The sequence below is a fragment of the Hymenobacter jeollabukensis genome (genome assembly GCF_005771675.1).
Lineage (GTDB): Bacteria > Bacteroidota > Bacteroidia > Cytophagales > Hymenobacteraceae > Solirubrum > Solirubrum jeollabukense.
The window spans coordinates 28067-49019 of record NZ_VAJM01000018.1 but is presented as its reverse complement, the minus strand read 5'-3'; the positions used below and the strand labels follow the sequence as shown (position 1 = coordinate 49019).

The 20953-nt window shown below is 56.7% G+C and carries 30 protein-coding genes; 19 read left to right on the top strand and 11 right to left on the bottom strand.

Features of this window, described 5'->3' with window-relative positions; translation table 11 throughout:
• Positions 1 to 43: 43 nt before the first annotated feature.
• The 5 genes from FDY95_RS24260 (at position 44) to FDY95_RS24240 (ending at position 4358) form a co-directional block, all read left to right on the top strand.
• Entirely contained in the window at positions 44 to 1153 is a 1110-nt protein-coding gene (locus FDY95_RS24260) for an ABC transporter permease (RefSeq protein ID WP_138082023.1), read from the top strand.
• Between the two features lie 94 nt (positions 1154 to 1247).
• Positions 1248 to 2366 carry an ABC transporter permease gene (locus FDY95_RS24255; RefSeq protein WP_138082021.1) on the top strand — a complete coding sequence of 373 codons (1119 nt, stop codon included), beginning with the start codon at positions 1248 to 1250 and terminating at the stop codon, positions 2364 to 2366.
• Between the two features lie 45 nt (positions 2367 to 2411).
• Positions 2412 to 2861 carry a DUF2147 domain-containing protein gene (locus FDY95_RS24250; RefSeq protein ID WP_138082019.1) on the top strand — a complete coding sequence of 150 codons (450 nt, stop codon included), beginning with the start codon at positions 2412 to 2414 and terminating at the stop codon, positions 2859 to 2861.
• 22 nt (positions 2862 to 2883) lie between these two features.
• Entirely contained in the window at positions 2884 to 3201 is a 318-nt protein-coding gene (locus FDY95_RS24245; RefSeq protein WP_138082017.1) for an acyl carrier protein, read from the top strand.
• Positions 3202 to 3266: 65 nt separating this feature from the next.
• Positions 3267 to 4358 (top strand): adenylate/guanylate cyclase domain-containing protein, encoded by a 1092-nt coding sequence (locus tag FDY95_RS24240; protein ID WP_138082015.1) that lies wholly within the window; start codon positions 3267 to 3269, stop codon positions 4356 to 4358.
• Positions 4359 to 5329: 971 nt separating this feature from the next.
• On the opposite strand, the gene FDY95_RS24235 is transcribed toward FDY95_RS24240, so the two are convergent.
• Positions 5330 to 6265 carry a replication initiation protein gene (locus tag FDY95_RS24235; RefSeq protein WP_138082013.1) on the bottom strand — a complete coding sequence of 312 codons (936 nt, stop codon included), beginning with the start codon at positions 6263 to 6265 and terminating at the stop codon, positions 5330 to 5332.
• 1207 nt (positions 6266 to 7472) lie between these two features.
• Between FDY95_RS24235 and FDY95_RS24230 the strand changes: the two genes are divergently transcribed.
• The 10 genes from FDY95_RS24230 (at position 7473) to FDY95_RS24190 (ending at position 12419) form a co-directional block, all read left to right on the top strand.
• On the top strand, positions 7473 to 8423 hold the full coding sequence (locus FDY95_RS24230; protein ID WP_138082011.1) for an LPD29 domain-containing protein: 951 nt from the start codon (positions 7473 to 7475) through the stop codon (positions 8421 to 8423).
• A gap of 207 nt (positions 8424 to 8630) precedes the next feature.
• Positions 8631 to 8987, top strand: coding sequence for a hypothetical protein (locus FDY95_RS24225; RefSeq protein ID WP_138082009.1), 357 nt, complete (start codon positions 8631 to 8633; stop codon positions 8985 to 8987).
• 10 nt (positions 8988 to 8997) lie between these two features.
• Complete coding sequence (locus FDY95_RS24220) at positions 8998 to 9378, top strand: hypothetical protein (protein WP_138082007.1); 381 nt, start codon at positions 8998 to 9000, stop codon at positions 9376 to 9378.
• Positions 9379 to 9447: 69 nt separating this feature from the next.
• Complete coding sequence (locus FDY95_RS24215) at positions 9448 to 9738, top strand: hypothetical protein (protein WP_138082005.1); 291 nt, start codon at positions 9448 to 9450, stop codon at positions 9736 to 9738.
• A 37-nt stretch (positions 9739 to 9775) separates the two neighbouring features.
• Complete coding sequence (locus FDY95_RS24210; RefSeq protein ID WP_138082003.1) at positions 9776 to 10150, top strand: hypothetical protein; 375 nt, start codon at positions 9776 to 9778, stop codon at positions 10148 to 10150.
• A 416-nt stretch (positions 10151 to 10566) separates the two neighbouring features.
• Positions 10567 to 10725 carry a hypothetical protein gene (locus FDY95_RS26505; RefSeq protein ID WP_171025837.1) on the top strand — a complete coding sequence of 53 codons (159 nt, stop codon included), beginning with the start codon at positions 10567 to 10569 and terminating at the stop codon, positions 10723 to 10725.
• Positions 10726 to 10812: 87 nt separating this feature from the next.
• Positions 10813 to 11016 (top strand): hypothetical protein, encoded by a 204-nt coding sequence (locus tag FDY95_RS24205; RefSeq protein ID WP_138082001.1) that lies wholly within the window; start codon positions 10813 to 10815, stop codon positions 11014 to 11016.
• Between the two features lie 34 nt (positions 11017 to 11050).
• A complete protein-coding gene (locus tag FDY95_RS24200; protein ID WP_138081999.1) occupies positions 11051 to 11488 on the top strand; it encodes a hypothetical protein in 438 nt (145 codons plus the stop codon).
• A 280-nt stretch (positions 11489 to 11768) separates the two neighbouring features.
• Complete coding sequence (locus FDY95_RS24195; protein ID WP_138081997.1) at positions 11769 to 12053, top strand: hypothetical protein; 285 nt, start codon at positions 11769 to 11771, stop codon at positions 12051 to 12053.
• A 3-nt stretch (positions 12054 to 12056) separates the two neighbouring features.
• Positions 12057 to 12419 (top strand): hypothetical protein, encoded by a 363-nt coding sequence (locus tag FDY95_RS24190; protein ID WP_138081995.1) that lies wholly within the window; start codon positions 12057 to 12059, stop codon positions 12417 to 12419.
• Here FDY95_RS24190 and FDY95_RS27175 read toward each other — a convergent pair.
• Positions 12410 to 13054 carry a uracil-DNA glycosylase family protein gene (locus FDY95_RS27175; protein WP_394348402.1) on the bottom strand — a complete coding sequence of 215 codons (645 nt, stop codon included), beginning with the start codon at positions 13052 to 13054 and terminating at the stop codon, positions 12410 to 12412. The two genes, FDY95_RS24190 and FDY95_RS27175, sit on opposite strands and share 10 nt — an antisense overlap.
• A 54-nt stretch (positions 13055 to 13108) precedes the next feature.
• On the opposite strand from FDY95_RS27175, the gene FDY95_RS26495 reads away from it, so the two are divergent.
• The 4 genes from FDY95_RS26495 (at position 13109) to FDY95_RS24170 (ending at position 15536) form a co-directional block, all read left to right on the top strand.
• A complete protein-coding gene (locus FDY95_RS26495) occupies positions 13109 to 13333 on the top strand; it encodes a hypothetical protein (protein ID WP_171025835.1) in 225 nt (74 codons plus the stop codon).
• Positions 13334 to 13455: 122 nt separating this feature from the next.
• On the top strand, positions 13456 to 14238 hold the full coding sequence (locus tag FDY95_RS24180; RefSeq protein ID WP_138081991.1) for a helix-turn-helix domain-containing protein: 783 nt from the start codon (positions 13456 to 13458) through the stop codon (positions 14236 to 14238).
• A gap of 358 nt (positions 14239 to 14596) precedes the next feature.
• The gene (locus FDY95_RS24175; protein ID WP_138081989.1) at positions 14597 to 14932 is read left to right on the top strand and encodes a hypothetical protein; all 336 of its coding nucleotides are present in this window, start codon (positions 14597 to 14599) and stop codon (positions 14930 to 14932) included.
• Between the two features lie 46 nt (positions 14933 to 14978).
• Positions 14979 to 15536, top strand: a complete 558-nt coding sequence (locus FDY95_RS24170; RefSeq protein WP_138081987.1) for a hypothetical protein — start codon at positions 14979 to 14981, stop codon at positions 15534 to 15536.
• Here the strand turns inward: FDY95_RS24170 and FDY95_RS24165 are convergent.
• From FDY95_RS24165 to FDY95_RS24125, 9 genes are all read right to left on the bottom strand, one after another.
• Entirely contained in the window at positions 15507 to 15920 is a 414-nt protein-coding gene (locus FDY95_RS24165; RefSeq protein ID WP_138081985.1) for a hypothetical protein, read from the bottom strand. The genes FDY95_RS24170 and FDY95_RS24165 overlap by 30 nt on opposite strands.
• Before the next feature lie 3 nt (positions 15921 to 15923).
• The gene (locus FDY95_RS24160) at positions 15924 to 16328 is read right to left on the bottom strand and encodes a hypothetical protein (protein ID WP_138081983.1); all 405 of its coding nucleotides are present in this window, start codon (positions 16326 to 16328) and stop codon (positions 15924 to 15926) included.
• Between the two features lie 289 nt (positions 16329 to 16617).
• Positions 16618 to 17046, bottom strand: coding sequence for a hypothetical protein (locus tag FDY95_RS24155; RefSeq protein WP_138081981.1), 429 nt, complete (start codon positions 17044 to 17046; stop codon positions 16618 to 16620).
• 14 nt (positions 17047 to 17060) lie between these two features.
• Positions 17061 to 17426: a hypothetical protein gene (locus FDY95_RS24150; RefSeq protein ID WP_138081979.1), complete on the bottom strand. Its 366-nt coding sequence runs from the start codon at positions 17424 to 17426 to the stop codon at positions 17061 to 17063.
• A complete protein-coding gene (locus FDY95_RS24145) occupies positions 17426 to 17902 on the bottom strand; it encodes a hypothetical protein (RefSeq protein ID WP_138081977.1) in 477 nt (158 codons plus the stop codon). Before FDY95_RS24145 ends, FDY95_RS24150 begins: the two co-directional genes overlap by 1 nt.
• Positions 17902 to 18099 (bottom strand): hypothetical protein, encoded by a 198-nt coding sequence (locus tag FDY95_RS24140; RefSeq protein ID WP_138081975.1) that lies wholly within the window; start codon positions 18097 to 18099, stop codon positions 17902 to 17904. The genes FDY95_RS24145 and FDY95_RS24140 overlap by 1 nt, the downstream gene beginning before the upstream one ends.
• Positions 18100 to 18181: 82 nt before the next feature.
• A complete protein-coding gene (locus FDY95_RS24135) occupies positions 18182 to 19528 on the bottom strand; it encodes a Y-family DNA polymerase (RefSeq protein WP_138081973.1) in 1347 nt (448 codons plus the stop codon).
• A gap of 2 nt (positions 19529 to 19530) precedes the next feature.
• Positions 19531 to 20001, bottom strand: coding sequence for a LexA family protein (locus tag FDY95_RS24130; RefSeq protein WP_138081971.1), 471 nt, complete (start codon positions 19999 to 20001; stop codon positions 19531 to 19533).
• A gap of 138 nt (positions 20002 to 20139) precedes the next feature.
• The gene (locus tag FDY95_RS24125; RefSeq protein ID WP_138081969.1) at positions 20140 to 20949 is read right to left on the bottom strand and encodes a hypothetical protein; all 810 of its coding nucleotides are present in this window, start codon (positions 20947 to 20949) and stop codon (positions 20140 to 20142) included.
• Positions 20950 to 20953 lie beyond the last annotated feature (4 nt).

Sequence of the window (20953 nt, the reverse complement as noted above, 5' to 3'; positions counted from 1 at the left end):
CGCAAACAACTGACAACGAGGAATCGAAAACTAAAAAACAGCCATGAAATCCTTCCTGATGTTCGTGCGGAAAGAGTTCTACCACATTTTCCGCGACCCGCGCACGCTGCTCATTCTCTTCGGCATGCCCGTGGCCCTGGTCACGCTGTTCGGCTTCGCGCTGACCAACGAAATCAAGAACGCCGACGTGGCGGTGCTCGACTTTGACAAGGGCCAGCACGCGCAGCAGGTGCAGCACCGGCTGTTTTCGTCGGGCTACTTCGGGCTGCGCGACTACGCCACCAGCTACCCCGACGTGGCCGCCGCCTTCCGCCAGGGCCACGTGAAGCTGGCCGTCGTCTTTCCGGTGGGCTTCTCCCGCGACCTCGACCACCTGGGCCACGCCCAGGTGCAGCTCGTGGCCGATGCCTCGGACCAGAACACGGCGGTCAGCTTAGTGAACTACGCCACGGCCATCATCAAAACCTACGAGCAGGAACACACCAAGCGCCCGGCCGGCGCGGGCCCGCGCGTGGAGGCCGTCGCCCGGCTCTACTTCAACCCCGGCCTGAAGGCCGCCTACACCTTCGTGCCGGGTACGATGGCCCTGATTCTGCTGCTGGTCTCGGCCATGCTCACGAGCATCACCATTGCCCGCGAGAAGGAGACGGGCACCATGGAAGTGCTGCTCGTCTCGCCCATGCGGCAGTTGCCCATCATCATCGGCAAGATTCTGCCCTACTTCCTGCTCTCGTTTATCAACGGGCTCATCATCCTGGCGCTCGGCGTGTGGGTGCTCGACATCCCGCAGCGCGGCAGCCTGGCCCTGCTGCTGGCCGAGACGCTGCTCTACATTCTGGTGGCCCTCACGCTGGGCGTGCTGATTTCAACCCGCGCCGCCTCGCAGCAAACGGCCATGCTCACCTCCATGCTGAGTCTGCTACTGCCCACGCTCATTCTCAGCGGCTTTCTGTTTCCCCTCGAAAGCATGCCGCTGCCCCTGCAAACGGTCTCGCGCATCATTCCGGCGCGTTACTACATCGTCATTCTGAAAGGCATCATGATAAAAGGCTTGGGCCTGCGCGAGCTGTGGCGCGAAACGGCCGTGCTCGCGGGCATGGCCGGCGGGCTGCTCCTGCTGGCGCTGGGCTCGCTGAAAAACCGGCTGGCCTAGTGGGGGAATAGGCTGCTACGCGCCTGCCGTGAGCCTCACCCCCTGACCCAGCCAAAACATCAAATTAACCTCCCCATCTTACCCCTCACCGCCTATGCGTACCGTCTGGTTTTTGCTGGAAAAAGAAGTGCGGCAGCTGCGGCGCAACCGCTCGCTGCTGGGGCTGCTGCTGGTGGCGCCCATCATGCAGCTGGTGCTGCTCTCGTTCGCGGCCAACTACGAAATCAAGAACCTCAACCTGGCCGTGGTCGACCAGGACCACAGCCCGGCCGCACGCCGCCTGCTCAACCAGTTTCAGTACACGCCCTACTTCCGGCTGGTGCAGACGCGTCCCACCAGCCGGGCTGCCGAGCAGGACCTGCTCGATGGCCGCGCCGACCTGGTGCTGGTTATTCCCCCGCAGTTTGAGCGCGACCTGGTGCGCGGCGGCCGGGCGCGGGTGCAGCTGCTGGTCAATGCCCTCGACAACGTGAAGGCCGGCCTGGCCAGCTCCTACGCCAGCAGCATCGTGCAGGCCTACCAGGGCGAGGGCCGCCCGGCCACGGTAGCGGCCACCGTGAGCGAGGTGCGCGGCCTGGAAGTGGTGCCGGCTTACTGGTACAACCCGCTGCTCAACTACAAAACCTTCATGGTGCCCGGCATTCTGGTCGAAATCATCAGCCTGATTGTGATGATGGTGGCCACGCTCAACATCGTGCGCGAAAAGGAAATCGGCACCATCGAGCAGCTCAACGTGACGCCCATCCGCAAGTGGCAGTTTATCCTGGGCAAGCTGCTGCCGTTCTGGGTGGCGGGCTTGTACCAGTTCACCATCGGACTGCTGCTCGCGCGCTTCCTGTTTCACGTGCCCATGGTGGGCAGCGTGCCGCTGCTCTACGGCATCATGGCCGTATTTCTGGCAGTGCCACTGGGCTTGGGACTGCTCATTTCCTCAGTCAGCCAAACCCAGCAGCAGGCCCTGTTCGTGTCGTTTTTCTTCCTGATAATCTTCATCCTGCTCTGCGGGCTGTTCACGCCCACCGAGTACATGCCGGCCTGGGCGCGGGCCATCGACCGCCTTAACCCGCTCCTCTACATCATCGACATTGCCCGGCGCATCCTGCTCAAGGGCAGCACCCTGCGCGATGTGCTCACGCCCGTACTCACGCTGCTAGGCATGGCTGTGGTGGTGAACACGCTGGCCGTGTGGCGCTACCGCAAAACATCGGGCTAGCAACTGGCTAACCTTCTGTTCCACCACATACCCCATCCAACCCTTATGGCTTTGCTTTTATCGCCCGCGCAGGCGGGCTACCGGGCCGCGCTCCTGCTGGCAGCCACGGCCTGGCCCCTGGCCGCCGCCTCGGTCCAGGCACCCAACCCAGCGGGCATCTGGCTGCACGATGAAGGGCAGTACAAAATTCAGGTCAGCCAGCACGCCGGCCGGTGGCGCGCCACCATTCTGGTGATAGGGCCTGGGGTGCCTCCCAAGGACACGCAGAACCCCGACCTCCGCCTGCGCGGCCGCGACATCGTCGGCACCGACATGTTCTGGAACCTGCGCTGGAACCCCGGCGAAGGCAAGTTCACCGGCGGCACGCTCTACGCCTCCCGGTTCGGCAAGCACATTCCGGCCACCGCCTGGCTCGACGATGCCAACACCCTGCGCGTGCAGGGCCGCGTGCTGCTGATGACCCGCACCCTCACGTTCAAGCGCACGGCCCCCTGACGGCCTTCAGCCAGTGCTACCCATGCACACTCCTGATTCCCTACGCCCCGAACTGCTGAGCCTTACCATGACAGGCCGTTCAACCCCGTTGGCGCCCCGCCGCACGGTCCGGCGGCGCATTGCCCGGGCGTTGCGCCACGTGCTGGTCGGGCACCGCCGTTGGCAAGCCGGCTTACGCCTAACCGAAGACCTGCACCTGAGTTCGCTTGACCGGCAGGAGCTGGCGCTCGACCTCGAAACGGAGTTCGGGCTGGACCTGCCGAACGCGGAAGTAGCCGCCCTTGCTACCCTCGGCGACGTGGTGGCCTGCGTACGCCGGCACCTGCCCCGGGCGGCCTGAATCGGGCACCAAAAAGTCTGTATCGGCCTGCTCCGGCTTGCCCCACCCTTTTCGCCTATTCTCTCATGTTCACCGCCCCCCTGCTGCCCCAATTGCCCCGGCCCTCGGCGCTGGACCGTTACCGCTTTCGGGCCGAAGCCAGCGTGGCCCTGCTGTTCATGGCGCTGCTGGAAATCGGGGCGGCTTTAATCAGCGGTCCGAGCGTGCTGCGTGGGGTCGTGGTTCTGCTGGTGGGCTATCCGGTAGGCCTGTTGATTGGGGTGCTGGAGGTGCGGGTGCTGCCGCGGTTTCTGGCGCGCCAGCCCCTGTTGGTGACCGTCGGCCTGGCCCTGGGCCTGCACCTGGTGCTCTCGGCCGGTTTTGTGGTGGCGGGCCGCGGGGTGGTAACGTGGCTCCAGCAAGGGGCGACGGACGCGACGGCCCGGCTCGCGACGGCCTCGGCTGCCCGTTTTACGGTGGGCACGGGGGCGTTTGCGCAAATGCTCGCTTTGTATGGCTTGAGCTTGCTGGCTACCATTCTCGCCTACCAGGTCAGCCGCAAAATCGGCCCGCGGGTGCTGCTGGGGCTGCTGACGGGCCGCTACCTGAAGCCCGTGGCCGAGCACCGCATCTTTTTGTTTCTCGACGTCAAAAACTCCACCGGCCTGGCCGAACAGCTGGGGGAAGAACGCTACAGCCAGTTCATCAGCGACTTTTTCCTGGACCTGAGCGCGCCGGTGGTCGCCAGCCGGGGCGAGATTTACCAATACGTCGGGGACGAAGCCGTGCTGACCTGGCCCACGGCCGTGGGAGCGGCGCACGCGCGCTGTCTGGAGTGCTTTTTTGCCTTCACCCGCGTCATTGCGGCGCGGCAGGCGTACTACCGCCGCCGCTACGGCGTGGTGCCCGAATTCAAGGCCGGCGCCCACCTCGGCCGCGTCATGGCCACGCAGGTGGGCGACATTAAAAGCGAGTTGGTCTACCACGGCGACGCGCTCAACACCACCGCCCGTATTCAGGCCGAATGCAACGCGTTGGGCAGCCGCCTGCTGGTGTCGCAGGAGCTGCGGGAGCGGCTGGGCAACCTGCCCGCCTACGAACTGCGGGAGTTGGGGCAGATAACGCTGCGCGGCCGCCAGCAGCCCGTACGCCTGGTGGATGTGCGCGAGCCGACGTAGTAGTCATGCAGGAGGTCATTGCTCCATTGCGGGCCGAAGGCTACTCCAAACAAGACAAGCTATTGGTCTTGGTTAAAAGTTTAGTACAAAAGTATAACGGGTAGCTGTTTGGCAGCTTGGTGTAGAGGCATGCCGACGCCCGCTAACTGCGGCTGCGGGGAACCAGAAAGGTACACCTTGCTGGCCCCCATTAATCAGTGGCGGTTGAGTAGCAGAAAATGGAGCCAGAAAGTGGGGCCACCGGTGTCGCTTCTAGGCCCCACCTTGTTGACCTGTTCGGCCTTCATTGGGACTCTGACTGCATCTGGACTTCAGGCCAGCAACTCAGCAGCATGCCAGAGATGATAACGGCTTGCTTGTAAGCTGGCAGCTGTGCAACCGGCAAGACCAGTTTAACTGCTGCGGTGAAACCTTGGAAAGCCCTCTGTTATGACGTAGAAGCCTTGTATACATTTAATTGGGAGACAATTTCCAATTCCTCGTTTAACCTTTGTACCAAACTTTTAACCAAGGCCATACCTGAGCCAGTCCATCATACTGACTCTGATAACGCCCACAAGCTCTTGGTCGTTAGCATGAGCAAGACATAGAGAATCTATGACTTGCTCTGCAACATCTACCTCCTTGGTGCCAAGCAGGTCATTGACTTGGTAGGCAATGCTGAATCGTTTGGTTTGTTCGGCCCCAAGTTGATGCTGTGCAGATGCACAAAAACTGATAGAGAGCAGTAGTAGTAGCAGATTACAGAAAGCTAGCTTAACCATTTTAAAAGTTGTGCGAGGGGTTTTTGCAGCTAAAAGTACGGGACCTTTAGCCTTAAATACTCCCTCTAGGGCCTCCTCCAAATCAAATTCTTGTTCAGCACCATGCGGCCAAAGTGGCCTTGGCTAAAGTTTGATGCTGCGAACGGGACGGGCCGAACAAAAGGAATACCGACAATGCCGCGTAGGCCTGCTTACTGGCCAGACTGACTATCGGAGCCCTTGCATTTTCAGGAAAAGCCCTCCAGGGTTCTTGTCGGCCTTGATTTTATCGGTTTTGAGTTTATAAATGAAGCCGAAAAGGGCTTCTGTATGCTTGGGGCTCTGCAAAATCTCCTGCACCAATTTGGGCTCGACAATGCCCAACGACTCTAGGTGCTTGCTGGCCATTTGGGCTTTGGCATCATCGGCCGGCAACTCAAAGGGTATCAGCAGTTGCTTAGGCTCTTGCGCGTTGACATAAAACTTAATCCGGTCATAGGCACGGCTCGACTTCAACAGCTCGTAGCTGACCCGTAAATCGGTGTGCTCGTTTATTTGATTGATGGCTACCTTCAGCACGTCACGCTGAAAGTTGGCGATGGCGACGTATTGCTCCGGCTCTTTTCCTTTCGGGTCCTTCAGGTTGAGCATGTACTTAAACTCATCCAGGGTGTAGGTTTTCGTGTGCCCTACGTCTTTCCATTGCGAAACCAACTGATAGATACGCTTCGCAAATTTGCTCGTCAGGCTCAGAGCCGCTTGCAGGTGGTAGCTAGTAAAGTTGCTTTTCAGGTCGATGAGGTAGGGACGCATCTTCTCCGAGATTTCCAGCTCAATTACCCCTTTGCCTTTCAAGTACTCGGCCGAAGCCAGCAGACTTATTTGTAGCACTTTGGCCTTATCCTCGATATGGTAGATGCGGCTGTTGAGCTGCTCAGTCGAATCTAGCAGTTGCTTGTAGTTCCACTGGCGTCCCGTCAGAAGCTCCAGCTCGCGAACCCGTACCAAGTACATCGTGCCGGGCTTATCGTTACTGCTTAGTTTGGAGAGTAAGGCAAAGACAATGTCCATCTCGCAAGCGCTCATTTCATAGCGTGCGTTGGTGATGGCATTATGTTGTCGCACCTGGACAGAGGCAACAGTTTCAGCAGCAGTGGTAGACATAGCAGCGAGGGAAGGTTCGACGTCTCAAACATACGTCAAAAAAACCAAGTAGGAGGGAAGTAAAAATTTCTCCTACTTAGCTTATAAAACCTCCTGCTTCAACTTATAAAACCTCCTACTTAGCTTATAAAACCTCCTGTTCAGCTTATAAAACCTCCTGATTGGCTTATAAAACCTCCTAGTTATGTACTATAAGTATTTGGTAAATAAGCTGTTACGCCGCCCTACAAATACTGTTAAATACTTAAAATACCACAAGCTTGATGATGCCCCCTCTAAAAAAGCATTTAAGTATAGAAGGTGGGCGGCAGAACGAAAAAACAACAAAAAGGGAGGGTTTATAATAGCACAAACCGGGATTGCACTTTTCTACTATTTATTACTATTTTACTAATACAACACTCCTGGATGCCCCTTAGCCACTCAAAGATATGCTATGACCCCGACCCAGAGCGCTTCTAACTGACGGCATTATTGCCTCCTTTTTGACTGATAAAACCTCCTACTTAGAACTGCAGAAACTACTCCCCGACAGGTGAGAACGCCCTTATGGCTTATAAAACCTCCTACTTAGGGAGGCACTACCCCTCTTAAGCAGACAATTCATATCGTCTGGCTTATAAAACCTCCTACTTAGATTGGCCCCACGTCAAGCAAAAGGGACTTATAATTCCTCCTCTTTCGATTCAGAATCCTATTTAGGTGAACCAGGCAGGGTTTCGCAACTCGGACTACTGCTGGTCCATTCTCCATCAGTGCCCATTGCCGTTGGCTCAAAACGCTAAACGCCTCTGACCAGAAGAGCATCGGGTTGGACTTATAAAACCTCCTAGTTAGAGGAGTGGACGCCCACAGCAAGGCAGTTGGAAGACAATTGGGCGGGTGGCCGGGCTGTCCAGGGCTGCGCTGCGCTCCGGTCCTGACGGACAACTCCCGCTGGTCGCTCCCTTCCCATCCCTACCGCGAACCAAAGGAATAAAGCACCGAAATACTGCCTCGCTGCAGGCGTGCTTGCTACCCTACCTAGCCGGGTGATTAGTGCCCCAACCAGCTCAGAAGAACAAAAGGGAAAAAATCAACGGCTATGCCAAAAACGACTTTTTATCAGCAGAAAATAATGTAAATAATATTGCTAAAAAAGCAACAATAAGGGGGTGTTTTGCGTTTAAATACTATAAGTAACAATCACAAAAACAATGCTTTAGCTATGAAACGCACCTCCCAAACCCTCGACCATCTTCGCCAGTACTTTACCGAAAACGCCCGGCAGGTTCGGGTGGAGGAAGTAGCCGACACGGTAGCCGTTGGCTACGTGCGGGAGCGGGCCGGCTCTTTTTCCTATGCCGTGTTTTATGGCAAGCAGAGCAAGCCGGCTAAGTACTACAGCGCCAAAGACGAGGCGCAGGCCGAGCAGCGAATCATTGAGGCACTGACCCTGGCTGGCCAAGTGGCCCAGCGCCGGGCCGAGGAACACAAGACGGTGCGCGCTCCTTACCATGACCGCCAGGAGGACGAGGTTACCTGGCGCAGCTACACCGTCGCCGGCACCGCGCAGCTCATCCGGGAGGCCCTGAAAAAAGCATTCCCAGGGGTGAAATTCAGCGTAACATCGGACAGCTTCGCCAACGGCACCAGCGTTGATATTGCCTACATCGATGGACCGAGCCGCAAGCAGGTGGAGCAGGTGTACGCCCCTTTCATTAGCGGCCACTACAACAGCCAGGAGGATATGTACGAGTATCACCGGCAGCCCACGACCATAGACGAGAGCGGCAAGCTTTACCGCATGAGCTACGGGGCCAAGTACATCAGTGAGCGCCGCAGCTACTCGCCGGCTTACGGCTTCTTCCTTAACTCGCTCGACTTGCGCGAGGTCCCCAGCTTGGCCCAGCAGTTCGCTGCCTTCTACGACTGGCACCACCGCCAGCGCCACGCGATGCAGGCCAGCTACGGCCAGAACAAGGGCATCCACAGCGTCACCAGTGATAGCAGCTTTGGCGACCTGGAACGCTTTGCCGAGGCGCTGACTGCCCAGGGCCACACGCCCACGCTGACCAACACGGCCGAGGGCCTGGAACTGACCGTTGCCGAGCCACTGGCCGACGAGACAGACCGCCAATTTTACGCGGCTGAGCTAAGCTGGCTACAATCCTACTAGGAGCGACGGCACCTGCCCGGCCCCGAGCCGGGCGGGGCAGGCCCGGGGACAAAAGGAGAATGCAATTACAAAAACTACAAGAGGGAAAAAGTCATTTTCATGCCAATTTATTGCCAAAAAAATAATATTATTATTGCTAAAAAAGCAACATAAATACGCCCTTTTGCGTTTAATAAGTATCAGCAACGCATCAAAAAGCCCTTTTCTATGAGCAACGCCCCAGCCCCGAAGCCCGAAGTAGTAGAAGAAGCTTATATCATTTTGCAGCAGCTTGGCGGCAATAAGTTTCTGATGATGACCGGAGCCGATAAGCTGATGGCAGCTGGTCGGTCAGACAGCAACCCGAACCCTTGGCTTCGCATGAATTTGCGGAAGAACCAAGCCCAGGTCAACCGTATGAAAATTACGCTCATGCCCTCCGACACCTACAAAGTGGAATTTTACCGCCAGGTGCTCGTCGATTGGGAGCCGGTAATCAGCCACGAGCAAGTTTTTGAGATGGTGTACGGCGATGACCTGCAAGCCCTCTTTACGTCGGTTACCGGCTACGATACCCACCTCTAAGCGCCGCGCCATGAAAGCCCCCCGAGCCCTTTCCATCGACCTAGAAGGCCAGCAAGTGAAGGTGTACCGCAACCTGAAATACAAGGGCCTGTTTTCGGTGCAGTTCGCGGGGCTGGTAGTGGCCCACCTTGCCACGGTGCAACTGACCGGAGTAGTGTTCAAAGTGACGGAAACCGGCCGGCAGCGCGTCCTTACCCAGCGCCAGCGCAATGTTCACGCCTATGCCATCGGAACCTTCCGTAGCGCTCCGCAGCCCACAGCCACAGAGCCCATCAGCTACAACCCATACCACGCCGGCCATTTTTTTCGGGTCCAGGACCAAGCCCCCATTCACAGCGCCCAGGCGGTGGTACTCAGCCAGGGCAAAGCCTACGCCAGCGCCCAGCGCTAGGACGCCGAACTCGAATTTTTACCCACAAGGCAGGCCTTGCAATGGGCCGTCAAGTAATCTGCTCCCGCTATGAAAGCCAGCGAAGCCCCGACCATTCAAAGCCCGATGTGGAACCAGTACCGCAACCAGGTGATAGCCGCCATTGCCGACGTCGAGGCCCTGATGCAGCAACTAGGCAAAGGCATCAACAGCGAAGTGCTGGCCGAGGAAGTAGCGGAGCACATGGGTATGCTAATCGACACGCCCGAAGCTTACGAGGCGCTGCTAAAGCTGGTAAAAGCGGCCCGCCCGATAGCCCAGGAGGGCCTGCGCCGGACCCGCGAGGAACAAGGCGGGCAGTACTCCTTACTTCTACTCTAATTCCCCAGTCCCTTTTTTCCCTTTTGTTCTTTTCCCTATGAGCACATACCACCAGGAAGCCTACCTAGCTATTGAGATACAACCCGCCGACGCGGCCGAGAAGGAGCGTCTGATGGCCGTTCGCAAGTACGTGCAGGCCCACACCCGCCAGGACGATTTGCGGGCGCTGGCGCCCTACATCCGCGGGTTGATGGGCGAGGGCTACCAGGTCGTTTGCGGCAGCTCCCATATCTGGCTGAAGCGCGAGGGTACCCCCGAGCGGCTGGCCATCGTTGCCAACCGGCTTAACACGGCCTACCGCGACTGGTACGAGCCAATTATCCCTACCGGCCCGCGCCCCAGCATTCGCACCGAGGACAGTTTGCCCATTCCTGACCAAGTGCCCCTTGGTCCGAGCAGCCCTAGCCAATAGCTTGGCCTTGGCTTATAAAAGGTGGTTTTTCAACTTTTGCCATCCTGCAGTGGGCCGGCGAGCGCCAGACGCAGCAAGGCCACATGCTGGTATTCCTCGACCGTATCACCGAGCCGGACGGCCACCAGATAGTCTGCTACGACGTGTCGGCCTTGTTTGAATTGAGCAATGTGAGGGCATCAAATTGTCATTTTTTACGGTAAGCCGTAATGTTGACAAAAAAGCAGCCTTCTTTTGCTCCCATGAAAAGCCCCAAAGCCCCGACGGTCCCCAGCATTCAAGTTATGCCACTCCTTCAACCGACCAGCCCCGGCCCGGTAGCCTGCCATACATTGGCTGAGCTAATCCATGCGCTAGGCCCGCGGACGGAAGTCGCCCAGGAATTAGGCGTCGTTTACCGGACGCTCACGCTTCGGATGCAGAAGCCAGAGACCGCCACGCTGGACGAATTGCAGCGGCTGGCCGTGCTGGCCAAACTGGACTTGGAGCAGGTCTTTCAGTTGGCCGTTTACCAGATGCAGAACCCCAGCGAAATTCCGGCCTCGCAGCCCGGCCGGCCTTCCCGGCAACACTAATCCCTATTCCTTCCAGCGCCCGGCCTGATGGATATTCCCTTTGAATCAACTCCGCCAAAGCCAGGCGTCCGGGGGATGCTATATCAGATGGCCGAGCTGCTGCTGCGCTACCCCGACCCGGAGCAGCGTCTTGCCGCGGCCACTGCGCTCAACACCCCAAACGAGTTTCTGGCCGAAGCCCCGGACCTGACTACCGTAGCTGAGTGGCTGCAATTCATCGGGGAGGACACGTCGGCCGGCGAACTGCGCGAGCGTTTTCAGCGTCAGGGCTGGCTTGTACCCCTCCCCTAAATCTGCCTTTCCCTACCACTTACTTTCCTTTCCTATGAACAGCTTAGTCACGCTGGCCGGCGTTACTCATGCACTGCCATTCCATCTATACGACGACGTGAAGCAGGCCCCGACCCGTTGCGAGTTGGTCGTTCATCCCGAGCAGGGATGGGCCGTTGCAACCGAATTGGCCGAAGGTGGCGCGGCCGGCCTCGCGCAGTGCCAGGTAACACTGGCCGCCAAAATTTGCCAGGAGTACAACATCGACCCCCAGGCCCTTACGCTCTTCACCCGCTACGCTTACACTGGCAACTACGAAAACGTGTATGCCGTGCGCTTTGTGAGCGGGGAGCGGGACTTGTTCGATGGCATCCGGTTTCTAGGCCCGCGCCGGGATATGCTCAGCCCGGAGGAAGTCGATACGCTGGTGCAGCAGCTGAGCAGCGGCCAGGCTCCCGCGCCGGCGTGGCGTGCATTGCCCTACGCCGCATGAGATTCCTGCCTCGTCGCCGGCAACACCGGCCTTTACCACCGCTTCCCCTCGCCACAGACCCGTTAAGCCAGACGCTTTACGCGGCCAGCCGTCGCGGGGAAGAACTGCTACGCCAAGCACTCCCAAAGCTGGCCCAGGACCAGAAACGGTACAACCGCGCAGTGGCCGCCATCATCATCGGCGGCACTACAGCCATTTTTGGCTTGGCCTGGCTTTTCGGAGATTGGGTACAAGCCCAGTTCCCAGCACCGCCCCTAATCATGCGTTAGTACCCTTGCTTATGAATTCCAACCCCGAAATGCCCGACAAGCTGCTAGAGCAGCTGCTTGAGAATTCGGCAGCCCTTTGCCAAACTGACCTGAACCTAAGAGCAGCTTACCAGCGCGGCCAGGTGACGGACCAAGACATTCAAAAAGAATTAGCCTATGCCCGCCGTATGGAGCGAATCATTTGGGTGCTGATGCTGGGCGGCAGCATCAGCTTTGGCTACTTATGTCACAAAGTCTACCCGGAGTGGCTCCCAACTTATCTCGCACCTCTGATAGCCTACATTAAACAGCTATAAAGCATGGAAAAGGAAGAATGCCGGCAAGAAGTAGCGCCGCTCACCCTGCCGGACCTGCGTTTATCGGTGCCCTATGACGACGCACTACGCTATGCCCAGGGCCGCTTGAAAATGCTTGGTAGTGGGAACGTAAAGTCCTTTTGCGACGCGCAGCAGCTAACTTACACCAATGTTGTTGGCCTGAAAAACAACACCCTGAAAGGCCCGCAACCCCGCTTTCTACAACGGGTACTTAACTGTCTAGCCTTACCAACCGGATTGCTTCAGTACCCCCCCGGTAGCAAAATCCACCGCTTTGTTTTGCCATCGGCCGAGGCACTGGCTGCGTTTCAGGAGCAGCTTACCTTTCTCAAAGGTTATGAGTAGCTGCTTGTGCCCGAATGCAATTCGATTCCTTCACTCGCCAGTATGTCCTCAATCTCAACCCCTAGCCTTCTTCTGTTCCAATTGTCTATTCTTCCAATGAATCCCGAGAACACAAGCCAAAGGGAATGCTTCGAGCCATTCCCCAGGTCAAGTTCGTATTTGTAGGAGGTAGCACGATTAGTCTGCGCTTCGTTATTAGGAGGAAAGAACCCCATGACGGTGTAACATACCGGCGCACCATTACAAATAATCACTTTGGGCCTGAACCGGCGAATCTGTTCCAGTAGATGCGTGCTGCAATTAGTCACAACTTGCTTACTGTCAACTTCTGTTGGAGAGCCATTGACTAACACGACGGCCGGAAAGCTAGGAGAGAAGCATTTCACCAAGTCCGTATGAGCGATGCGACTGTTGGGACCTTTCCAATTGGCATACAGAGCCGGGGAGACTTTTCTGAAATCCCAGAAGTACGGATGGCAATCTGGGTCGAAAGCCGCGAACTCGGCTGGCGTTCGTTGCTCAACGTGGCCAATATCATGTTTTGGATTAAGCCCTACAATCCATATGTCCGCGCTCGTTTTGCCCTCTAAGTATTCAACTGGGCCAATAGTATCAGAATAAAAGCCTAAGCCCATATGGGCACACTTGCCACAAGTCATTGCCATTTTTTCCTCCTTTTCTCTCCTACGATGGAAGTATTCTTTGAAAGTCCCGGTTCTGGCTCCCACGCCACAACGGTAACCGTAATCGGCGCTGGCAGCTCCGAAGAAGCCGTAGAAGCGGCCCGCACCCGGATTTATGCCGAATATGCCACCGACCGCTACGAAATCGTTATCACCCCACCCAGCGGCGCTCCGGCTGAGGCGGACCGGTACGAAATGAGTGTAAGCATTACCGACACTCAACCGGACTAAAACAGAGCTTGGTGGTCTGCTGCTCACCCACTCGGTAACTCGTTACTCTCATCTTATGGAGTAGTGCAGCAGATGAAATAAAAGAACATTTTCTGCGGTTTGCTCGTGGCTCTGCTCCTTTGTTGAAAAGCCACACCATGGAACTGCATAATACCATCAAGAACCTTCGGAAAAAGCGGGGCATCAAGCAAAAAAGCATGGCTGATAAGCTTTGCATGGCTCCCTCTACCTACAGCAAGTTGGAGTCCGGGAGCACGACGATGCCCTACGATAAACTCGTGAGCATCGCCGCGATTTTACAAGTCCCGGTCTATACTCTCATTCAGGAGGACGGCGGTCTGTTTGTGAATTCGGTCTATGATAAGTTCTCTTTGATGCTGCACTTGGCTTACCATACGTTGGCGTATGAGCAGTTTAGTGCCGTGCCTTACGAGCAGTTGAACTTCGAGCAGTTAAGTCAATTGTCGGTGAAAGGATTTGCGAGCCAAGACTCCTATGAGAATACGCCGTTAGGAGGCCGAATATATGATTTTGGTCCAAAGAAGGCCTTCGCGAAAATGATAGAGCAACTTGGTATGCAGGTGCTTTTTGAGGAGAAGCTCGTTCGTGATGAGTACTGGCTGAAGATGTGGCACGAATACCAACAAGACCTCAACGCCAATCCTATGGAGCCAGGTTTTGACATGGACGAACAAGAATACTTCATCGTGTATATGATTTTACTCACGATGCCGGATGGCGAGACACAGATGGTTCAACTTGCGGAAAGGGACTTCCCGCAGGGTGTGGACGAACTCGGTGCGCTGGACCACTTAGTCAAACAAACCGGAGCTGATAAAGGTGATATCCTGGCAGTCACCGAAGAAGGGTACGCCCCCGTTGGAGAAATTGTAAAGTGCCTCTGAGAGGCCCCTCCCAACTGGCGGAGAAGGTTGCAGCAGTATGTTTGCAGCATGTTTTACCACTGAAGCGTGGGGTAGACGCGCAACAGCCGGTACAAACAGGTTGAAAGAGCCGCTCGAAAGGGCGGCTCTTTGTGTTCTAGCGCGCTGAGAGCAGCAACGGAATGAGTTGCACAGTATACATTGCCTAAAGGGCTTGGGTGTAATCCCATGCAGTGCACGCCCGACCACTAGACAGAAAGTAAAAGAAAGCCCGCCGCACCATTACAGTGCGTCGGGCTTTCGGAGCGCTCCTACGAGCACTGTAAATCTACGGAGCCAGCCGATTAGTAATCCATCGTTTCCTTCATATGGGCCTCCCATGACCAGCTTCGATACGCCATACCCTAACTACCGTAAGTCGCGCTCGGAGGAAAATGAATGGTTCAGCACCCCACTTTTTCTAGGTAAAACAAAAGAAGGATTGGCAGTCGTCGCATTGGGTCTGCACAAGACCCTGCAGCCGCGGACAGTGGAAGCACTTATCATCGACCGGCAGGCCGCGCCCGGGGAGAAGCCGGTGTTGCTTGGCCGGCTGTTAAAGTTTGACCCCTACTTTGATTTGGTGTTTGACCAGAAAGCCCTGCAATACCTGCGGCAAGAGCATGGCATGTGGGTAGGAAAACCCCGTCCTGCCCGCCGTTGGCGGACTGACTAAGCCCAGCGTAGGCTAACCTTGAACCGAAATTCCTTCACCTGGTACCATGAGTTTGACATATCCCAGCCTATTAAGGCCCACCACAACGGAAGCCCTTATGAGCGATGGCCGGGAGGTGACCGTTCCGAAAGTTGAGTTGCAGCTACGCCGGTGGGCTGGTGCCCCCATCAGCAACACCTTCGGCAACAAACCACTAATTGACTTCGGTGGCCGGCCGGTTTTTGCGGAACTCTGCGTGTACGAGTTGGTGCGACTATCCGGCTGGCAGGCCCGGTGGGTAGAAACCTATGGGGCTGGCGCAATGACACCTCACCACTTCACGACCTGGGTCGATGCCGGGCTGGCCGGCCAGCAGCACGAGCCCATCACTGACCCCAGGATTCAGGACCTGCTGCAAAAGATTGCGCAGGCCAACGGCAACAGCTACTCGGGGTGTTGGGATGTCGTCGGCTGGAACGGTGAGGCCATTGTATTTGCCGAACTCAAACGCCTTAAAAAAGACCGCATCCGGGCTACGCAGCCGCGTTGGTTGGAAGCGGGCTTGCAAATGGGCCTACAGCCCGAGAATTTCCTGTTAGTTGAATGGGACTATGCCCGCGAGTAGGGGGCTAACCGTTGCTTCACTGCTTGCCTGATAAGCTTGCCAGTCGGACGGCGAGAGCAGGATTTTCAGAAAATCGCTCATGCCAATGTCGTTCTTTTCCAACACGTAGCGCCGCAGTGGCAGCGAGTCCCGCATCTCTTCGTACCCCAACGCCCGCATCGTTGCCTGCGTCCTGGCGGGTAAACCTTCCAACCATTCGAGATAATCGGCTTCCGTTACATCGGCTTCGTGGTGGTGGTAGTAGCAATACGTGGCATTGCCCCAGCGCAGGAACTGCGCCAGGCGGGCGCGTTCCAGCAGGTTTTCTTCCAGCGTCAGCAACTGTACCTGGGCCTCGTGGCAACCCTCGTCGGGGTGCCGGGGGATGAGCAGCGCGTCAAGCATGTTTTACTGCGGTTGGTAGTTCATGCTTTCGTTCCGGGAGACAGGGATAAGCTGCCCCAGCACCCCCAGATAAGTAGCCTCACCGGTGAAGTTGTGTTCCGTGTCAGTAGGGTTTTTCAGCGGAAAGCTTAGCGGCATTCCAGCCCCGTTTATGGTGCCATGCCATCCGTACTTCAGATTGTAGAGTGACCCAATGAGGAAATTAACCCGGTTGAGTTTGAACTCTGGCATGTAGTACGTTTTCAGGCTAAGCATCATCGGTGTGGCATTTTTCATTGCCCTGGCCATTGACAGGTCCCCGACCAGCTCCGAGTTGGTTATTTTACTCTGCATTTCCGTTTCGGCAGGATTTGTAAAGACCATAACTGCGAGGAGAATGCCCAAGGCAATGAGTAGCTTATTCTTCATAAAGGGAGAGCTTTTGGGGGGCTGGTAAGGATTGAGAGGATGTAGCGGCATGGTGAACGAACATGATTATTTCCCATAGGAGCAGCGCCCACAGGGCCGGCGACCCAACTTGACGGCTGCTGCCCGCGTCATCGGTTTGACGGAGCGGGTGCACCATGCCAGGCCCTCACACCGGGACGACACATGGTAGGCATAGGAAGCCGAACCCTGACAGATGTAGATAGGTGCCGGGCGCGGCGGGGGAGGGCCAATGAGTAAAAGCGCAACCAGATAAGGCCACATGGCAGGGCTACTCCGTCTTTATCCTGTACTGCTCATACCCGGCCGCATCGACTTCGCGGATGCTGGCCAAGTCAAGCTTCAGTCCCAACTGCTTGCTGATATAATTTAGCAGCTGGGCCGCACTTTCCGCCTCATCCGTTTTCACGGCTACGGTGCGGCGAACCGCTCCATTATGATTCTCCCGTCCCTTCCACAGCAGGCCGGAGTAGTAAGCGATGCGCGTTTTGCCCGCGCACAGTTCGGGCATCCCCGTTTGGTCCCACAGAAATGCGGAGTCATCGAGGCCTGCGTAAAATTCTTCGGCCTTCCCATACTCCGTAAAGGATTGCTGCTGGTTCGTGCGCTGGCCATCAGGCAGCGTGACCGTGTATTTTACCTCAAAGTGGCCCACGGTGCGGCTTGGCGGGCCATCACCCCCATAGTATTCGGTTGGCATCGTGCGTTGAAAGATTAAATGTGAATCAGTTCTAAGTGAGCCCCGTCTTCGTTGAGCGCCAGGCGCCAAAAGGTCAGGAATTGAAGCAGGGCATACCCCGCTGGCCACGTTGTGGCATCTTCCGGGTCGTCGGTGTGGTCGCATGCCAGTTCCCAGACCAGTTCTTCGGCATCCGCCCAGAAATTGGCCTTGCCAAGGGCACAGTCAGGGAATAGGGCATCCGGGCCGTCATAGAATAGCTCCTTAAGGCCCTGCGCGTCGGCCGCTTGTTGCAAGGCATGGACTGAAGGAAAAACGAGGCATGGCGGCGATTCCCACGCCGCCAGCGGTTCGCCCATCGGGAGCCCCTGCGCGTGCCGGAAATGAAGGTGAATAGCCATTAATAGGAACCGTAATAGTCCCACTGCACGCCCATCGGGTAGCCCCCCACGGCTGCGCTCCCCCGAAGGGCTGTGTGTTGTTTTAGGATGGAGGATTCCAGCGCTGCTTCCAGCAAATCCCGCCCAAAAGAGCCATCGGCGTCTTTTAGCAGGACCGCCGCATCGGCCTTAGCCAGATTGCCCAGCCGGTTCCGGCCCTTTTCCGCCAGCAGCGATTGTTGCTCCGCATCCGAGAGGGCGGGCACGACCAACTGCACCAGGCCGGGAGGGACCAGGTATTTTGTCGCCCACTTCGCCACCTGCTGCTCAATCGCGGCCGAGGTGACCGCAAGGTAGCCGAAGGCCTGACAGCCGTTGGCCTGATAGTGCTGACAGGCGTACACCAGGCGCAGGAAGTCCAACTCCAGCTTCTGCCGTTTGGCGCCCAGCAGGTCGAGGCTGGACTTTGCCATGCCAAAGACGTGGGTCGTGCTCATTAGAGGCGCTTCATATAGAGTACCCGCGCTTCCTTGTCTGCTGGAAAGAACTGCTTGGCCCATCCGTCCAGCTTCCTCCTTCCCACGTCGCCCGAGGCAGCGTTGAGCGTCGAGCTATCAACGCGGGTTTTGATTCGTTCCTCGCGGGTGCCACCGCCGTTGCGGGTAACCATGAATAAAACTTCGACTTCTTGCATGAGAGGGGAGGTTGTAAAAAGAATCGGTGCAAACAGCGGCTGCTAAAAGTAGCACATGGGGCGTACAGCGGCGATATGCACGCTAGCGCACGATAAGTAAATCTTCCAGCCTGGTAGTGTAGGCCGGTGAACACCACTGTGCCTTCCCCTCCCAGGGTGCCCGAACGGGCCGCCCCCCTGTAGCAGGCGGCAGCACCGCCGAGGCCACGCGCACGGTGCCCCGCCCGAAGCGTTGGTTCAGAGCATCAAGGCTAGCCATCAGGCCGGGCCGCTCCGCCTGCAGCGACTTTTCTTCCCTTTTGTTCGGTATCGGTGCCGGGGAGTCAAACAAGGAAAGCTGCTGGCCGGTACCGGGTGGTTCCAATCCGTCGAGCACCACCCCCGCCTTGTGGTAGAGCGTGCCGGGCTCCCATAGCCGGCTGAGCATGGCGCGGGCATAGCTCAGGAGCACCGTCGTATCGGCCGTAGGCCCCGAAGGCAGGGTTAGGGTAGCCGAGCGCGAGAAAGGAGGGAGCACGTTGGTAGCAAAGCGGTTTTTGCTCAGAAACACCGTCAGCACATGGGCCGTGTCGTTTTGCCGGCGCAGTTTTTCCGCCGCCCGCGACAGAAACGAAGCCACCGCGGCCTGCACATCGGCAAATGCCGCCAGGGGCCGGCCAAAGGTTCGGGAGCAACTAATGCTTTGCCGGGCCAGGGTGCCATCTTCCGATGGATGCAACCCCGCGCAGGGCCGGCCTTGCAGTTCCTGCACCAGCCGCGCCCCGACCACGCCGCCCAGGTGTTTGCGCGCCCAGGTATCGGATACGCGGGCCAGGTCCGCCGCCGTGTCGATGCCGGCCGCGGTGAGTTTGGCCGCGTACTGCCGCCCGATGCCCCACACGTCGCCCACGGCCACTTGCCCCAGCGCCCAGGCCCGCCGGTCCGCGTTGTCGAGGTAGAGCACCCCGCCCAGGTCCGGGTTTTTCTTAGCGATGCGGTTCGCCAGTTTGGCTAAGGTTTTGGTCGGTGCAACCCCAACGCAGGTCGGAATGCCCGTTCGCGCCTTAACCCCGGCCCGAATCTTACGGGCGAAAGCATCCAGGCTCCCCAAGTGCTTTTCCATTCCGGCCAGGTCCAGAAATGCCTCGTCAATGGAGTAGATTTCAACGCCGGGAGCCGATTGGCCGAGATACCACATGACACGCCGGCTCATATCGCCATACAAGGCGTAATTGCTCGAAAATACGGTCACGTTGTGTTGTTGCAGCAAGGGCTTGACCTGAAAATAAGGGTCGCCCATTTGCAGGCCCAGGGCCTTTGCCTCAGCGGAGCGGCTGATGATGTTGCCATCGTTGTTGCTGAGCACAACCACCGGCCGACCCTCGTAGCGCGGCTGAAAAACCCGCTCGCAGCTCACGTAGAAATTGTTGCAATCGACTAGGCCGAACATAGCTAATCGAGGCTTTGGATTAACGCCGTCAATTTGCCGGGAATTAGCTCATGCACGACGTGGGTAACCACGCCCCAAATCCGCAACTCGTCGGTGTCGGTAATCTCGTAAGGCTGGTAGGCAGGATTTTCGGGTTTGAGCCACCACTTCTGTCCTTCACGCACCAAGCGCTTTACGGTGCATTCTCCGTGCACCACGGCTACCACAATATGGTTGTGGTCAGCTTCCAAATGCTTGTCCACGGCCAGTAGGTCGCCGGTATGGATTTCAGCACCCGCCATGCTCTCCCCGCTGACCCGTAGCAGGTAGGTAGCGTCGGGATGTCGCAGCAGCAGCCGGTTCAAGTCAAAGAGCCCTTCGAGGTGGTCCGTTGCCGGCGAAGGGAAGCCAGCAGGCACTAGATAGCTGAATAGGGGCAGTAAGGTTGGGTTTTGGCTAATTGCCGGAACAGGTATCAATTCAACGTTTCTCATACAGCGGAACTGTTAAGTAAGCCGCAAGTATACGTTGTTACTAATTAAATTAGTTTTGAATTGACTAAAAAAATTGGCAGAAATTGGTGAAATAGAATCTATGATAATTCAATTGGTATAGGGTAAGTGCCCTGCTTTCTATTGACCCAATCCTGATAAAATTCGATTCCGAATTAGCTCTATCTCAGATACTAAGCCCTCTTTATGGGCAGTTCGGCTATACTTACTGAATATGTTGTCTTTGATGTTGAATTCCAGCTGTGCGGCTTCCAATTCCAGCTTTTTTATCCCTTCGAGACCGAGACCAGTCTTCAACTCATCCAGTATGGATTGCCAGCTTGCGTAGTAGGAGTCTTCACAAATGACGTTGTGGATTATCGGGAGCAGTTTTGTTAGATAGGGGTCCCAGGTACGGTTAAGGAAGTAGTTGGTTGATTCAATGGCAATCCAGGCCTTGTCTTCTTTGCCAACTCTGGTAAAGCCCGAGCACTTCAATTCAACCCGGTATGCCTCGACCGCCTTCTCAAAGTCAAAGGTTTCAAATTCATTATCCAGAAAGCCGTTTATCTTTCTGATAGCGTATGCCTGATGGTAGTACGTGCTGTCAAGGTCGTTTTTTAGGATGAAGTCTACCGTGTCTAAATTGTGCCGGTTTGCTTTAATGCTGGCCCCTTGTCTACTGAAAATAGTCCGGTCCAACTGGTCATAGAAATCCTTGGTTGGAGCCTCCAATTCCGTTGCAATACGGTGAGTTTGTATGCCCCCTTGCTTGAAAGTATAGAGCATGCCGCTTTCCAAGTGCTTCATCGACTCATCAAGGGCAAAGGGCAGTTCTGGTTTTGACCAGTCCTCGCATATCTCCCGGATAAAACCCAGCCTTTCCGCATGGATGGCAGCGTAAATCAGCCCTAATTTTCTTGCCGTCATGTTCAATGCCGTATTAGCCAAGAGC

Excerpts from the sequence above, each read along its gene's own strand:
- FDY95_RS24260 (WP_138082023.1), top strand. The coding sequence starts at position 44 with ATGAAATCCTTCCTGATGTTCGTGCGGAAAGAGTTCTACCACATTTTC.
- FDY95_RS24255 (WP_138082021.1), top strand. The coding sequence starts at position 1,248 with ATGCGTACCGTCTGGTTTTTGCTGGAAAAAGAAGTGCGGCAGCTGCGG.
- FDY95_RS24250 (WP_138082019.1), top strand. The coding sequence starts at position 2,412 with ATGGCTTTGCTTTTATCGCCCGCGCAGGCGGGCTACCGGGCCGCGCTC.
- FDY95_RS24245 (WP_138082017.1), top strand. The coding sequence starts at position 2,884 with ATGCACACTCCTGATTCCCTACGCCCCGAACTGCTGAGCCTTACCATG.
- FDY95_RS24240 (WP_138082015.1), top strand. The coding sequence starts at position 3,267 with ATGTTCACCGCCCCCCTGCTGCCCCAATTGCCCCGGCCCTCGGCGCTG.
- FDY95_RS24235 (WP_138082013.1), bottom strand. The coding sequence starts at position 6,265 with ATGTCTACCACTGCTGCTGAAACTGTTGCCTCTGTCCAGGTGCGACAA.
- FDY95_RS24230 (WP_138082011.1), top strand. The coding sequence starts at position 7,473 with ATGAAACGCACCTCCCAAACCCTCGACCATCTTCGCCAGTACTTTACC.
- FDY95_RS24225 (WP_138082009.1), top strand. The coding sequence starts at position 8,631 with ATGAGCAACGCCCCAGCCCCGAAGCCCGAAGTAGTAGAAGAAGCTTAT.
- FDY95_RS24220 (WP_138082007.1), top strand. The coding sequence starts at position 8,998 with ATGAAAGCCCCCCGAGCCCTTTCCATCGACCTAGAAGGCCAGCAAGTG.
- FDY95_RS24215 (WP_138082005.1), top strand. The coding sequence starts at position 9,448 with ATGAAAGCCAGCGAAGCCCCGACCATTCAAAGCCCGATGTGGAACCAG.
- FDY95_RS24210 (WP_138082003.1), top strand. The coding sequence starts at position 9,776 with ATGAGCACATACCACCAGGAAGCCTACCTAGCTATTGAGATACAACCC.
- FDY95_RS26505 (WP_171025837.1), top strand. The coding sequence starts at position 10,567 with ATGCAGAAGCCAGAGACCGCCACGCTGGACGAATTGCAGCGGCTGGCC.
- FDY95_RS24205 (WP_138082001.1), top strand. The coding sequence starts at position 10,813 with ATGGCCGAGCTGCTGCTGCGCTACCCCGACCCGGAGCAGCGTCTTGCC.
- FDY95_RS24200 (WP_138081999.1), top strand. The coding sequence starts at position 11,051 with ATGAACAGCTTAGTCACGCTGGCCGGCGTTACTCATGCACTGCCATTC.
- FDY95_RS24195 (WP_138081997.1), top strand. The coding sequence starts at position 11,769 with ATGAATTCCAACCCCGAAATGCCCGACAAGCTGCTAGAGCAGCTGCTT.
- FDY95_RS24190 (WP_138081995.1), top strand. The coding sequence starts at position 12,057 with ATGGAAAAGGAAGAATGCCGGCAAGAAGTAGCGCCGCTCACCCTGCCG.
- FDY95_RS27175 (WP_394348402.1), bottom strand. The coding sequence starts at position 13,054 with ATGGGCTTAGGCTTTTATTCTGATACTATTGGCCCAGTTGAATACTTA.
- FDY95_RS26495 (WP_171025835.1), top strand. The coding sequence starts at position 13,109 with ATGGAAGTATTCTTTGAAAGTCCCGGTTCTGGCTCCCACGCCACAACG.
- FDY95_RS24175 (WP_138081989.1), top strand. The coding sequence starts at position 14,597 with ATGACCAGCTTCGATACGCCATACCCTAACTACCGTAAGTCGCGCTCG.
- FDY95_RS24170 (WP_138081987.1), top strand. The coding sequence starts at position 14,979 with ATGAGTTTGACATATCCCAGCCTATTAAGGCCCACCACAACGGAAGCC.
- FDY95_RS24165 (WP_138081985.1), bottom strand. The coding sequence starts at position 15,920 with ATGCTTGACGCGCTGCTCATCCCCCGGCACCCCGACGAGGGTTGCCAC.
- FDY95_RS24160 (WP_138081983.1), bottom strand. The coding sequence starts at position 16,328 with ATGAAGAATAAGCTACTCATTGCCTTGGGCATTCTCCTCGCAGTTATG.
- FDY95_RS24155 (WP_138081981.1), bottom strand. The coding sequence starts at position 17,046 with ATGCCAACCGAATACTATGGGGGTGATGGCCCGCCAAGCCGCACCGTG.
- FDY95_RS24150 (WP_138081979.1), bottom strand. The coding sequence starts at position 17,426 with ATGGCTATTCACCTTCATTTCCGGCACGCGCAGGGGCTCCCGATGGGC.
- FDY95_RS24145 (WP_138081977.1), bottom strand. The coding sequence starts at position 17,902 with ATGAGCACGACCCACGTCTTTGGCATGGCAAAGTCCAGCCTCGACCTG.
- FDY95_RS24140 (WP_138081975.1), bottom strand. The coding sequence starts at position 18,099 with ATGCAAGAAGTCGAAGTTTTATTCATGGTTACCCGCAACGGCGGTGGC.
- FDY95_RS24135 (WP_138081973.1), bottom strand. The coding sequence starts at position 19,528 with ATGTTCGGCCTAGTCGATTGCAACAATTTCTACGTGAGCTGCGAGCGG.
- FDY95_RS24130 (WP_138081971.1), bottom strand. The coding sequence starts at position 20,001 with ATGAGAAACGTTGAATTGATACCTGTTCCGGCAATTAGCCAAAACCCA.